This is a genomic window from uncultured Arcanobacterium sp., from assembly GCF_947253055.1.
Taxonomy (GTDB): domain Bacteria; phylum Actinomycetota; class Actinomycetes; order Actinomycetales; family Actinomycetaceae; genus Arcanobacterium_A.
In genome coordinates this window covers 1-14,006 of record NZ_CAMXYE010000035.1, presented here as the reverse complement: position 1 = coordinate 14,006, position 14,006 = coordinate 1, and the positions used below count along the sequence as shown (strand labels likewise).

Below are 14,006 nucleotides of genomic sequence, written 5' to 3'. Positions count from 1 at the left end.
GTGCTGCTCGGAGGATGCTTGAAACTTTTTGCGGGGACGCGCGATATTGCGGCGGCGGTAGACGATGGAAGTTTTTCTTTGGCAGCGGCGCAGCGCCTCTACGAAATCTGCCATGCGGATAGCAAAATTAAAGACGGAAATACCGTGTTTTCCCCTACGGCTCCGGTGGCAGTGGAGTGGCGTAAAGTCACCTATAGCTATCTGGAATCTGGCGGAGAGCCGGTATTACAGAATCTTTCTATGCGGGCAGAAGCTGGGCAAAAAGCTATTATTACGGGTGCTTCCGGAACGGGAAAGTCTACGGCGGTGCAGCTACTCTTGCGCTATGACGATCCGGATTCGGGAGAGATTTTCTTAGACGGGCGGCCTGTCCAAGATTACACTTTAGATTCTCTTCGCCGCGGTGTGGCTTTCGTGCCTCAGCGCGCGCAGCTACTCAACTCCACTATTGCAGAGAATTTACGCTTAGGAAATGCGCAGGCTTCTGCGGCTGATCTGTGGAAAGTGCTGGAAATAGTAGAACTAGCTGAGTATATTTCTTCTTTGCCGCAAGGTCTCGATACCCCTACCGGCACTGAAGGAACTGCTCTTTCGGGTGGGCAGCGCCAGCGGCTATGCTTAGCACGCGCTTTATTAACTAACCCGGCAGTTTTAGTATTAGACGAATTCAACGCCAATCTAAATGCAGATTTAGCAGAGAGAATCCGCTGCCGTCTAGATAGAGAATTTCCTTCTCTTACCACTGTGGAAATCACGCACCGAGCCGATATGAAAACTCCGGCAGATTCCCTATTTGTACTAGACGACAGCGGATCAATTCGTTAAGGTTAGCGACCTTCCATAATTACTTGAATTTCATCGGGGTTAATTCCTACCATTGCTTCGCCGAGCCCCCGGGATACATCAGCGATAAGGGCTGCATCTTGGTAATTAGCTACTGTGCGCACAATAGCATCTGCGCGCTTCGCTGGATTTCCACTCTTAAAGATGCCGCTGCCTACAAAGACGCCTTCTGCTCCTAGCTGTACCATTAAGGCAGCATCTGCCGGAGTGGCTACTCCACCGGCGGAGAAATTTGCCACCGGAAGTTTGCCAGTGCGGTGAATTTCTTGCACTAAAGCAAGTGGAGCCGCTAGTTCTTTGGCGATAGTGAAAAGTTCATCTTCGGGAAGAGCTGCTACTTTGCGCATTTCAGCTTGAATGGTGCGCATATGGCGTACGGCTTGAATTACATCGCCGGTGCCGGCTTCACCCTTTGTGCGGATCATAGCTGCACCTTCGGCTATCCGCCGGAGTGCTTCCCCTAGATTACGTGCTCCGCAGACGAAAGGAGTGCGGAAAGAATGCTTATCGATATGGTGCATATCATCAGCGGGGGAGAGTACTTCGCTTTCGTCGATATAGTCAATCCCGATCGCTTCCAGAATTTGCGCTTCTACGAAATGCCCAATTCGGCATTTAGCCATGACGGGAATGCTTACGGAGTCTTTAATTTTATCTATTAAATCCGGGTCGCTCATGCGGCTGACTCCGCCGGCGGCGCGGATATCGGCGGGAATCCGCTCCAGAGCCATTACTGCCACCGCTCCGGCATCTTCGGCAATTTTTGCCTGTTCGGCCGTGGTGACGTCCATAATCACTCCGCCTTTGAAAGTTTCGGTTAAGGCGCGTTTCTCAGCTATATTGATTGATTCCTTTGCAGTTTCCATAAGTCATTCCTTATATTTTGGCTGATAATTCTTACAAAACTTGACCTTAGCCGTAGACTAGCCTTAATGATAGATGCAAAATAGGATTATTCGTTAATGCCAGATATAGGGTCAGAGAAATGCTTGCTTATGATTTAACTAAACGGGGATCCCAGCCTCTCTACGCTTATTTATATGCCTTAATCAGGGCAGATATTGAAAGAGGTGTGCTTAGAGGGGGAGAAAAATTACCCGCGAAGCGCGCTTTGGCGCAGCAACTGGGTATAAGCCAGATTACGGTAGAGGGAGCCTATAACCAATTATTGGCAGAAGGCTATATCTACACTAAAGAACGCCGTGGCACTTATATAAGTGATTTAGCGGCCCTGGCATCTTCTTCCGCGGCGCCGGTATCTACGGCAAATTTTGCACAGCGAGTAACGGCGAAGGGCGTAGCGACAAGTCAGGTGGCGGGTTCCGGAATAAATCAGGTGGCTGGCCAAGCGGCGATATTCTCGGAGAAAAGTTTTGCAAGAAGTTTTGAAAGAAGTTTTGCGAGAAGTCTAGGGGAAAGTGCTGCTTTTACGGGCTTCCCGCTGCGGAGCTGGGGTAAGACGATGCGGGCAGTGCTCAATCAGTTGCCGGAAGCTAAATTGGCGGCTCCGGCTCCGCCGGCAGGGATTCCCGAATTGCGAATAGCGATTGCGCGGCATTTAAGGCAAAATCGTTCTCTTTTAGTAGATCCGCAAAATATCTTAATCGGCGCGGGAGCGCAGGTGCTCTATGGGATAATTGCGCAGCTACTAGGGAAAAATAATTTATATGCGCTCGAAGACCCCGGCTACCAGCGTCTTACTAATCTTTACACCGCTCAGAACATTTCTACAGTTCATATCTCACTAGATGCGGAGGGAATAGAAATCGGAAAACTGCGGGAAAGTAAAGCACAGGTGGCTCATATTATGCCCTCGCATCAGTATCCGAGTGGTTTAGTCACTTCTGCTTCGCGCCGTTACGAACTACTGGCGTGGGCACTAGAAAAGCCAAATCGCTACATCATCGAAGATGATTATGACTGTGAATATCGCTTAGCTGGTTTGCCGATACCGCCGTTGCAGAGTATCGATACTGGGGGGCGGGTAATCTATACCAATACTTTTTCTAAAACGCTGGGGCATTCGTTGCGCATTGCCTATGCGATATTGCCGCCGTCTCTTATGGAGAAATTCCAAAAAAACTTAAGTTTTTATTCCTCTACTGTTTCCACAATTGAGCAGTTCGTTTTAGCGAAATACATTGAAGACGGAGCCTATGAACGCCACTTGAATCGGTCGCGTACTTCCTATCGGCATGTGCGCGATACGATAATTGCTGAGCTCAATTTAGAGAAATACCCAGATATAAAAATTTCTCACGCTGATTCCGGCTTGAGTTTTTTGCTCATGATTCCACCTAGCTGGTCGCTGCGCCGGGATATGCTGAAGAAATTCCCATCGGGGATGGGGTGTCTAGCAGATTTTTCGGCGGCGCCACCGGCGCAAGCTCGCCGATACGAACGCCAGTTAGTAGTAGATTACAGCGGAATCAGCAAAGAAAATGCTGCGCAAAAAGGCCGGGAGATGTACTGTTTCTTGCAAAAATTACTTCCAGAATTTTCGGTAGCTAAGTAGTGCGATTTTCGGTAGCTAAGTAGTGCGACAAAAAGGAATATGTGGCTCTATTAACCGAGTGCCGCAAGGTACTTTTCCGCGCCGTTGAGTAGGCTGAGATTGTTATGAACGATAAAGCAGTGCACTCTGCCTATTTGGCAGCCATGGAAAAAATACAGCAGCGCCTAGAAGCAACGGAAAAACCGGCGGAAAAACCGGCGGAAAAACCGGCGGAAAAACCGGCGGAAAAACCGGCGGAAAAACCGCAGCCAGCAGGCAATTCTGGAGATAATTCTGGAGGCAATCTACACTCGGCCGTAAATCCGTATTTAGCGGAGCGGATAGAAAAAATAGTAGCCGGGCTTAATCCGCGCCAATATGAAGCGGTTGTATATGAAGGTGCACATCTTCTGGTGGTAGCGGGGGCGGGCAGCGGTAAGACGCGCGTACTGACTACCCGAATCGGTTTCTTAATTGCGAGTGGTAAAGCAAATGCCGAGCAGATCCTCGCTATTACTTTTACTAATAAAGCTGCTAAGGAAATGCGTGCGCGCCTAGCTACTATGCTGGGAGCAGTGGGGAAGGGAATGTGGATTTCTACTTTTCACTCTGCTTGCGTGCGTATTTTGCGTGCAGAGCACGATAAATTGGAGATACGTTCTGCTTTTACTATTTACGATACGGCTGATTCGCGCCAACTCTTGAAAATCGTTTGTGCAGAAGAAAATATTGATAGCAATCTTTATAAACCCAGCCGGTTATTGAATCGGATATCGAAGCTGAAAAACGAGATGATTTCGGCTACCGAAGCAGCAGAGCGAGCGCAGAGTCGTGATGAGTTAGTGACCGCACAGGCGTATCTAGGGTATCAGCAGCGTTTACGGGCGGCCAACGCCATGGATTTCGATGACCTCATTATGAATACGGTATTGCTCTTTCGCCGTCACCCGGAAGTGTTAAATAAATATCGGCAGCGATTCCGCTATGTGCTAGTGGATGAATATCAGGATACGAATATATCCCAATATGAGTTGATTAAACTACTGGCCGGTGGTCCTGGAAAGCCTACTCAGCAGAATCCGCTTTCGGGAGATATTCCGGCAGTATCGCTGACGGTGGTGGGAGATGCCGATCAGTCTATATATGCTTTTCGGGGTGCCACTATTAGTAATATCGAAAATTTTTCGCAAGATTTTCCCGGCGCACAGACGGTGCTTTTAGAACAAAATTATCGTTCTACCCAGAATATTCTTACGGCTGCTAATGCCGTAATCTCCAATAATTCGCATCGGCAGAAAAAGAATCTCTGGACGGAGCTCGGGGCGGGAGAAAAATTAACTGGCTACGCGAGCGGAACGGATAAAGAAGAAGCGAAATTTGTGGTGGAGGAAATTGCGGACTTGGTCGATTCTGGATATGCCTATGGAGATATCGCCATATTCTATCGCACTAATGCGCAGTCCCGAGCTTTCGAAGATCAGTTGGTGCATGAGCGTATTCCCTACCAGGTAGTAGGAGGTACTAAGTTCTACGACCGGAAAGAGATAAAAGATGCTCTCGCCTACCTGCAGACAGTTGCAAATCCAGACGATACGGTGGCGGCGCGGCGAATTTTTAATGAGCCGAAGCGGGGATTGGGAGCAAAGACGGAGGAACTCTTGGCAGCGCATGCACGCCAATGGGGGATTTCTTTTGGGGCTGCTCTGGAAGATGCGCTGGGGAAAACTGCCCGAGAAGTAGTGGGGATTTCTCCGCGGGTGCAGAAAAAAATTCAAGAACTCTGGGATTTACTAGTAAAGGCGCGGGCACGGGCAAAGGCAGGAGATTCTCCCGTAGAAATTTTAGATGATGTGCTCGATGAGAGTGGATACCTAGATATTTTACAAAATTCGAAAGATCCGCAAGATGCGGCGCGTTTAGAGAATCTTGCTGAGCTGCGGGCAGTGGCAGAAGAATTCCGGGTGGCAGAGCCGGAGGGTACGCTGCAAGATTTTTTGAGTCAGTTAGCACTCGTAGCAGATACCGATCAGCTCCCCGCGGAGGAAGATAAAGGCGAAGTAGTGTTGATGACGGTGCATACCGCAAAAGGTTTGGAATTTCCCGTCGTCTTTGCTACTGGTTTTGAAGATGGTACTTTCCCTCATAATCGCTCTAAAAATTCTCTCGAAGAGCTAGCCGAAGAGCGGCGGCTTGCCTATGTGGCTTTGACGCGCGCGCGCCGGCGGCTCTACATTACTTTTGCTTTACGCCGGATGCAGTGGGGAGCTCCGCAAGATTTGCTGCCCTCGCCTTTTATTGCGGAAATACCAGAGGAAGTAATTACCTGGCGCCAGCAAGTAGATGAGGTGCCGAGTGGCGATTTTTCCTCCTCTTATCGCAGCTACGGGCGCCGCGATATTTTCGACGGCTATCGGGAAGAAGATTTTGCTCCTCCTATTGGCTCTGGTCGGGCATTCGTGCCGGGGCGTTTAGATGGTGATACGGAGAATGAAGTACATTCTGTGCGCAGATTTAATAGAAATAGAACTGCCGGTAGCGATGCTGAGGGTCGAGCAGTGGCATTTGCAGCTCCATCCACATCGCGGCTTTCTCCGCGCGCGGCAAGTGAAAAGGCGGGCGGCAGAGTGCAAAAATCGACAGCGGAAGTAAATAGCGCTGCGGCGGCGAATAACTCGGAGGAAGTAAAGCAAAACTCTGCTTCGCGCCGAGCCACGCCCGCTCCGCAAACCGGGGGATTGAAAATTAGCGATATAGTAATCCATAAGACATTTGGAAAAGGAGAAATTCTGGAATTTACGGGCAGCGGAAAATCTACGGTAGCGGTAGTGAAATTCACGAGTGGAGCTACTAAACGGTTGCTACTGCGCTACGCTCCCTTGGAAAAATACCATGAAGCAGACTAAACAGACTAAGCAGACTAAACAGACTAAACAGGTAAGAAAGCCTTCCGCTCGGCAGTATTTGGCCCACGATCCCGGCGGCTACATTCCGGGACTAGACGGGTTGCGAGCTTTTGCCGTCTGCTTGGTAATTCTTTACCACATATCGCCGGCCGTATTTCCAGGCGGTTTTCTAGGTGTCGATATTTTTTTCGTGCTTTCCGGATTTCTCATTACCACGCTACTGGTGCGAGAGCTACGGCAAAATAGCCGCATAGATTTGCAAAATTTTTGGAAACGCCGTATTCGTCGGCTGCTTCCGGCGCTGGTTTTTCTAGTAATTACGGTGGTGCCGCTGGCACTGCTCACTAATAAAGATTTGCTGGTAGGAATTGCGCGGCAGGTGCTCGGAGCCCTCACTTTTTCCACCAATTGGTTAGAAATAGCGCATGGTAGTTCCTATTTTGACTCCACCACTCCTTTGCTTTTTAAGAATTTTTGGTCACTCGCCATCGAAGAGCAGTTCTACGTATTGTGGCCGCTGTTTTTCCTACTTCTCTTAGCGATTTTTCGCAACCCGCGCCACCGCCTCCTGGTAGTTGCATCCCTCGGAATCGCCTCTATGATAGCTATGGCAGTTTTGTACAATCCTGCCCAACCTACGCGAGTGTATTACGGGACTGATACCCATATCTTTGGTATTAGCTGCGGTATTATTCTCGCGTTTCTGTGGACGGGGAAAAGCAGCACCGTGCTTTCCCATCCGCATTGGGTGCAAAACGGTAAATATTATGGTTACGGCGCACTGGCTCTGCTCTGTGGGGCGGCGCTACTTCTGCCTGGAGATAGTGCTTTCGCTTTTCGAGGAGGAATGCAGATCACTGCATTGCTCGTATCTGCATTGCTCGCTTCACTTCTGCAACCGCAATCTTGGTTGGCAAAAGTAGGAGAACTGCGCCCGATAAAATGGCTGGGAACCCGCTCTTATGCCGTTTACCTCTGGCATTGGCCGATTCTCGTAATTTCGGGGGTGCTTTTTCCAGCCGCCGTCTCCAGCTCTGCCTACTGGATACGTAGCTTACTGGCAGTTGTGGTTACGGGAATAATATGCGAATTTTCCTACCGGTATATCGAAAATCCGGTGCGTACAAATGGGATTCGCACCAGCTGCCGAGCTGCTTATAAGGCAGTGCTCACCTATCTCTATCCGAAGATAATTGCCTTCGTAATAATAATTTTGTTGGTAATGACGGGTGTAGCTCTTGGGGTTGCGCCGGAAAAAAGCCAAACGCAACTCGCCATTGAAAAGGCAGAAAGAGAAGCTGCCGCAGCGCCAAAACAGAGCGCGCCGGAGTCTGCTTTGGATATTCCACCTGCCCGTCCGGTGGAAAAAACCGGAATGAATAAACTATCTCCGCAGCTCAATACCTCCCCACCGGCGCCGGAGGAAGTCACTGCTATTGGGGATTCGATGTTTTCGGCAGCTAAAACTGGTTTGGATTATGCTTTACCCGGAATCAACTTGCTCGCTAAATCCAATCGGCAATGGAAAGACGCTCCGCAGGTAGTGGCGGAAGGATTAAAAGCAGGCGAAATTCGCCGAGCGGTAGTGATTTCTTTCGGCACTAATGCGGGGGTAACGGATCCGCAGTATATACATCAAGTAATCCAACAGCTGGGACCGGAGCGCATGATTCTCTTGGTGAATCTATATTCACCTTCTGATTTTATAGACAGCTCTAATAAAGCCTTAGCAGATATAGCGCAGCAGTATGCCAATGTTTCTTTAGTGGATTGGCACAAAGTTGTCTATGAAAATCCAGATCTATTGCAAGTAGATGCTACGCATCCTTCTATTGCGGGAGCTAATGCGCTGGGGAATTTAATCAAAGAGAGCTTAGCGCACCAAGCGGCAGAATTAGCGGCACTGCAAAATAAAACCGTATCTACGCCTTAAGTAGCATAGGCTTGAATAGTAGTGAATGCTGATCTAACTAGTTAAGGATGCCGCAGGATATGGAAAAGCCAGTCTTTAATGCCCAGCGAATTCTTTTGTTGGGTAAGACGGTGTTGCCGCCTTTCCTCTTTTCCGCTGTTTTTACCGTATTGCTGGTATCTCTTTGTTATGCTCCGACTGCTTCCGCAGCTGCTCTTGGTGATACTACTTGGGCAGATGCAGCGCGTTTCGGGGCGCAATGGTGGCTGATGGCTTTTGGGGCCACTATTAAAATTCAAGGTGCAGCGCTTTCCTTAATGCCTACTCTTATTACCGTCTTGGTGCTAGCAGAGCTATATCGTGGTTTACGAAAAGTAGATATTGCCAGCTGGGGAGAAGCTGGGCAAGTGGCGGGAATAGTCTTGGCCTTCATTGCGGGGGTCGGATTTATTGCTCGGCCGGCCGGCCCCTGGTGGACGGTCTTTATTGGCGGCGCCGCACTTAGTTTCGTCACTATAGTGGCGGCAGCCGGAAAAAATTTACTCCCGGCCGGTACCTGGCAAAAGTACCTACTTGCGGCAGTGCCGCGTCTGCGCTGGGTGGTAAAGGTGGTACTCATCTGTGGATTATTGGCCTTGGCGGCAGGAGCCATAAGCGGCTGGGAAAAAGTGGCAGAAATTCACAGCATGTATCAGAAAGGCCTAGGGGGGAATCTGGGCTTAGTAGTGGTGCAGATATTCTATTTGCCGAACTACCTAGTTTGGGCAATTGCTTGGGCACTAGGTGCGGGGGTGCATTTAGGATTAGGCTATACGTCTTCTATTTTGGGTACGCAGGCAAGTCTTTTGCCGGCCTTGCCGGTATTGGGCATACTTCCGGCAGGGAATATAAATACTCCCTGGCTAGTATTACTGCCAATCCTTATTTTTGCCATACTCGGCGTGCTGCTTACGCGCGTAGGAAAATTTAATACCGAAACTTTGGGAGAGTTAGTGCGTAGCACCCTAATTTCTACTCTGCTGGTGGCATTTTTACTAGCTCTATTAGCTTTAGTTACTTCTGGTTCGCTCGGTGCAGGGCAGATGGCTTATTTTGGGGCGCGCCCGGCCGCGGTAGCGGCCTTTACGCTGTTAGTAGTGGCTTTGCCGATGCTGTTGGCTTCATTATTGGCCCACCCGCTTATTGGGGAAATTACCCGCGCGCGGTTGCGCTATTGGCGAGGGCTCTACGGCGAGCGCAAACAAAAAAACACGAGTGGTTCTGTGCCGCTTAGTGGTTTTGCGCTTGCTCATAATTCCGCAGTTGCCAGCGCAAAAAGTGTAGATAGTGCACCGAGTGTAGCCAGCACATTAACTACCTCGAGCATATCCAACTCCGTTAGCGTACAAAGTGCAGTTAGTGCAGCCAGTCCGGCTAGCGTACAAAGCGAAACTAGTGCAGCGAGCGCAGATGCTACAGAAAATGAGATAAGCGCGGTCACCGCAGTGACTGCCCCTACCACTGCTAGCGCTCCTAGTGCTCCTACCGCCCCTAGTGCTGATAGCCCGCAATAGCGTGATTAAATGGTCACTATTTTCTTTCCAAACTCTATATCCGCTAAAGTGGAGAGCATGAAAGGTCTGCCGCCTATCGGATATTACGGAGTGCTCCTAATTTGGCTTTTGGTAGCAATAGGGGCTGCTTTTCTTGCCAATGTGCAAATTGCCGCTTTAATAATTGCCGGAGGATTACTCGGGCAGAGCGCAGTACGCCTTTCCAACCGGGAATATTTGGTGCCGCAGGTGCGGGGAAAATTTTTTGATGTCGCGCTTCTGCTGCTCTGCGCAGGAGGATTATTCTATTTAGGAATGTGGGGCACTGCGCAGTGAATAGTATTTTGCTAAATCTTTTCTTTGTATTTCTTTTTACTTTAGTTGGAGCTTTCTTCGCTGCCTCGGAAATGGCTCTCGTATCTCTGCGGCAAACGCAGATAGATGCCATGGCAGAGAAATCAAAAGCGGGCCGAAAAATTAAAAGTCTTACGGCAGATTCCAACCGTTTTCTTTCGGCTGTGCAAGTCGGAGTTACTTTAGCAGGTTTCTTTTCTGCTTCATTTGGAGCTGCCCAAATTGCACCTTTAATTACGCCGTGGTTCACGGGATTTTTAAGTAAAGGTGCCGCTTTGGCGACTGCTTTTATCCTCACCACTGTTTTTATCTCCTATTTATCGATAATCTTTGGGGAATTAGTGCCAAAACGCTTGGCACTGCAAAGTGCGGAAACCTTTTCCCTACTAGTGGCTTACCCGTTAAGTTGGATTACTTCTTTATTGCGTCCGGTGATTTGGTTTCTCGGGTTTTCTACCAATTTGGTGTTGCGGTTATTGCGCCGAGATCCCACTGCGCAGCGGCAGGGAATGGATGCGGAAGAATTGCGCTCTTATGTGTCAGGCTATGAGGCGATACCACAGACAGAGCGGGATATGCTGGTAGAAATTCTTTCCGTCAGCAATCGCTCTGTGGAAGAAATAATGACGCCGCGTACAGAAGTAGATTTCTTAGATGCGACTGAAAAAATTACCGATGTGCAGAAAATAGTCAATTCTTTAGAACATTCGCGCTATCCCGTACGCGATAATTCTAATGACGATGAAATTATCGGTTTTATTCATCTGCGCGATTTAATTAATCCTGACCCTCGCCTGCGCACCGTCCGGGAATTAGTGCGGCCAATTATGTTTTTCCCCGAAGGTAAACCGGTATTGGCGGCACTTACGGAAATGCGTAATCAGAATGCGCATTTGGCGGTAATTGTAGACGAATATGGTGGTACAGACGGTATCTGCACTATAGAAGATGTGGTCGAAGAATTTATTGGGGAAATTCAAGATGAATATGACCGCGAATTACCGGGAGTGCGGGAAATGGCTACCGGTGGGGAAGTTTCCGGTTTGCTCGGGCGCGCCGAAGTGCATAAATATCTCGGTATTGAGCTGCCAGAAGGGCCTTTCGACACCTTGGCGGGATTTCTGATAAATGAATTGGGAAGAATGCCGCAAGTGGGAGATAAGGTAGAGTACGGAAATTATCAATTCACCGTCACCTTACTCGATGAACGCAGAATAGACCGAGTATACGTGGAAGAAAAACAGCTCGGCGCTAATATAATTCCGGCCAGCCCGGCTGCTCCGGTGGCGGATTCTGCAGAATAATTTTTATCTATCCCTGTAGAATTAGGTGCGCGAAAATTCGGAAATTTGGAAACTTAGAAATTCGCGAGCTCGAAAATATGAAAATTAAGTTTTCTCGAATTGCTAAAAATTAATTTTCGAGAATTTCTAAGGTGCGTAGCGGTCGCTGGAAATTAGGATCTGCTACTACGTAGAGTACATCTTCCAACCCCATCCACCAGGGAGAATAGGGGAGGCGGTCTTCCATATCGATATAGTCGGTCATATGTTTGAGCGGGAAAGGCTGTATCTTCCCGTCTTGCTGGCCAATAAACCAGGAGCGATTCCCATCTTTTTCCAGTTCCGCGCACAGCACATCGATAGCTGAGTTGACCATACGTACCGCAAGTGTCCTATCGAAGGGAGAAGGATTGCCGCCTTGCTGCATATGCCCCAAAATAGAAGAGCGCACATCGAATAGTCCGCCTCCTTCTTCTTCAAAGATACGGGCAATAAAATCACTCGTATAGTAGGCAGAAGCCATCTCATTGCGAATTACTAAGTAGAGTTTTCTCCCTTTTTCAAAAGCGTCAATCATGCGCTTGGTATCGTCTGCCAATTGCGTGAGGGTAATGCCGCGTTCATAGAGGTAGACTTGCTCAGCTCCGGTAGCTATCGCACTCATTAGCGCCAAATAGCCATTCTTCCGTCCCATAGTTTCTGCTACGAAGCAGCGCTTCGATGCCGAAGCGGACTGTTTAATTCTATCCAGAGTCTGCACCACATTATTGAGGGCAGTATCAGCACCGATACTCAAATCCGAGCCGGGTAAATTATTATCGATGCTAGCCGGTACACATACCATCGGAATCCGGAATCCGGGGAATTTATCCCGTTCTTGGATCATATCGTATACCGCTTTATATCCTTTGAATCCTCCTATTACGAGCAGCGCATCTAATCTCAACTCTTCAATTGCGCGGGAGAGTTTATAGTACTCTTCTACCTCGGCGATTGTGCGGCGGGTACCCAGTTCGGCGCCGCCATCTTCCGCCCAGCCTTCTACGTCGCTCCACTCTAAATCGCGAACTTTTCCTTCCATAAGCCCCGGGAATCCGCCTTGAATTCCCAGCATATGAAAGCCGCTATCGATTCCCAATTTCACTGCTGCCCGGGCCGCTGGATTCATCCCGGGGGCCAGACCTCCCGCGTGGAGAATTGCGACGCGAGGTGGGTTAGAGAAAGTAGCATTTTGCCGTGGTAAAGGAGAAGATATCGTATTGAAAATTTCGATTGCTTTTCGGTAGCCACTGCCGCGGGAATCAATCGCCGCTTCCCAATTTTGCTCCTGCAGATAGGTCTTTATCTGCCGGGTATTCTGGATCGTTTCCATCATGGGAAGTTTTCGCAGCTTATTGTTGTCGGTAGCAACAATGAAAGGTTCATAATCGCTGCCGGCGTGGATGGTTTCATAGGCGGCAGTGTATCCCAGTAGGGTAGACATCCAGCGGTCATAGGCGGAGGGAGTGCCGCCGCGCTGTACATGCCCGAGCGCAGTAATACGGGCATCCTCCCCGAGATTCTTCTCCAGCACTTCCTTCACCATCAGTGCAGTAATGGGATTTCCTTCCCGGTCAGTGGCGCCTTCTGCCACAATTACTAGCGAATCGCGCCGGCCATTTGCCCGCCCGCGCCGCAGTTTCTCACACATATCGTTTTCCCAGCCGGGAGCCGGGGGGAGCTCGGGAATAAATACGTAATCGCAGCCACCAGCAATTGCGCTCATAAGCGCTAGATAGCCGCATCTTCTGCCCATTACTTCAATAATAAAAGTGCGTTGATGAGAAGCGGCGGTAGAAGAAATAGCGTCAATCGCCTCTACAATTCGATGTAGAGCCGAATCGGTACCTACCGTCATATCGGAACCGACTAAATCATTGTCAATAGAGGCAATTACTCCTGATATATAAAGTTTTCGGTGCGCTGCAGCCACTTCGGCCGGTATTGCGGCTTCTGCGACTAATTCGTCTAACAATTCTGGCCAGAGTTCCCGCAATTCATCGGCCCCCGATTGGGTGCCATCTCCCCCAATAATGACCAGCCGGTCTATGCCTTGCTCGACTAAATTACAGACGGCCTTTTTGATGCCAGTGCGCTCGCGAAATTCACTGCTCCGGGCGGTACCGATAGCAGTGCCACCTTTAGAGAGAATCCCAGATACATCGCGCCAGCCCAGTTTTTGAATAAAATCTCCGCCGGTGACTGCCCCTTTCCAGCCTTCACGAATGGCATAAGGAGTAGCACCTTCCTGCAAAGCAGTGCGCACTACGGCGCGTACTACCGCATTCATACCTTGTGCGTCGCCTCCGGAAGTGAGCACGCCTATTTTTATATCTTTGCCCGCGCTGTGGGGGCTAAGCTCCGCCGTTAGTTGCGGGGAATCAGAGGTGTTCTGCACGGCAATCTCCTCATTCTGTGCATTGCGGAAATTTTTCCCAACCACCCTGAGTTTACGCTATTACCAGAGCTTTCGGGGATTTAATCTGTGAAAAATTTGCAAGTCGCGCTCGATAGTGAATTTTAATTAATTAAAATTGCGCAGCACGTTAAACTATTTATGAGAGTTACCTATATAAGGAGATAGTTATGGGAGAAAAGAATCTGTCTCTTATACACATCTGACGCTGCCGACGAAACCTTATGGGT

Annotated in this window: 9 protein-coding genes; 7 read left to right on the top strand and 2 right to left on the bottom strand. The window is 49.2% G+C overall.

The annotated features are described in order from the left end of the window. Nucleotides 1–825, top strand: an 825-nt coding sequence (locus Q0X35_RS03565; RefSeq protein WP_297565510.1) for an ABC transporter ATP-binding protein, incomplete at its 5' end; no start/stop codon positions are given. 2 nt (nt 826–827) lie between these two features. Here Q0X35_RS03565 and pdxS read toward each other — a convergent pair. Beyond that, nucleotides 828–1,709 (bottom strand): pyridoxal 5'-phosphate synthase lyase subunit PdxS, encoded by an 882-nt coding sequence (pdxS, locus tag Q0X35_RS03560; protein WP_073996625.1) that lies wholly within the window; start codon nt 1,707–1,709, stop codon nt 828–830. A gap of 119 nt (nt 1,710–1,828) precedes the next feature. Between pdxS and Q0X35_RS03555 the strand changes: the two genes are divergently transcribed. From Q0X35_RS03555 to Q0X35_RS03530, 6 genes are all read left to right on the top strand, one after another. After that, on the top strand, nt 1,829–3,358 hold the full coding sequence (locus tag Q0X35_RS03555; RefSeq protein ID WP_297565506.1) for a PLP-dependent aminotransferase family protein: 1,530 nt from the start codon (nt 1,829–1,831) through the stop codon (nt 3,356–3,358). A gap of 104 nt (nt 3,359–3,462) precedes the next feature. Beyond that, nucleotides 3,463–6,240 carry an ATP-dependent helicase gene (locus tag Q0X35_RS03550; protein WP_297565501.1) on the top strand — a complete coding sequence of 926 codons (2,778 nt, stop codon included), beginning with the start codon at nt 3,463–3,465 and terminating at the stop codon, nt 6,238–6,240. After that, complete coding sequence (locus Q0X35_RS03545; RefSeq protein WP_297565500.1) at nt 6,227–8,173, top strand: acyltransferase family protein; 1,947 nt, start codon at nt 6,227–6,229, stop codon at nt 8,171–8,173. The genes Q0X35_RS03550 and Q0X35_RS03545 overlap by 14 nt, the downstream gene beginning before the upstream one ends. Nucleotides 8,174–8,232: 59 nt before the next feature. Beyond that, on the top strand, nt 8,233–9,705 hold the full coding sequence (locus tag Q0X35_RS03540) for a DUF6350 family protein (RefSeq protein ID WP_297565498.1): 1,473 nt from the start codon (nt 8,233–8,235) through the stop codon (nt 9,703–9,705). A gap of 9 nt (nt 9,706–9,714) precedes the next feature. After that, entirely contained in the window at nt 9,715–10,020 is a 306-nt protein-coding gene (locus Q0X35_RS03535; RefSeq protein ID WP_297565496.1) for a hypothetical protein, read from the top strand. After that, nucleotides 10,017–11,342 carry a hemolysin family protein gene (locus Q0X35_RS03530; protein ID WP_297565493.1) on the top strand — a complete coding sequence of 442 codons (1,326 nt, stop codon included), beginning with the start codon at nt 10,017–10,019 and terminating at the stop codon, nt 11,340–11,342. The genes Q0X35_RS03535 and Q0X35_RS03530 overlap by 4 nt, the downstream gene beginning before the upstream one ends. Nucleotides 11,343–11,451: 109 nt before the next feature. Here Q0X35_RS03530 and Q0X35_RS03525 read toward each other — a convergent pair whose 3' ends face one another. Then, complete coding sequence (locus Q0X35_RS03525; protein WP_297565512.1) at nt 11,452–13,758, bottom strand: 6-phosphofructokinase; 2,307 nt, start codon at nt 13,756–13,758, stop codon at nt 11,452–11,454. Between the last annotated feature and the right edge of the window lie 248 nt (nt 13,759–14,006).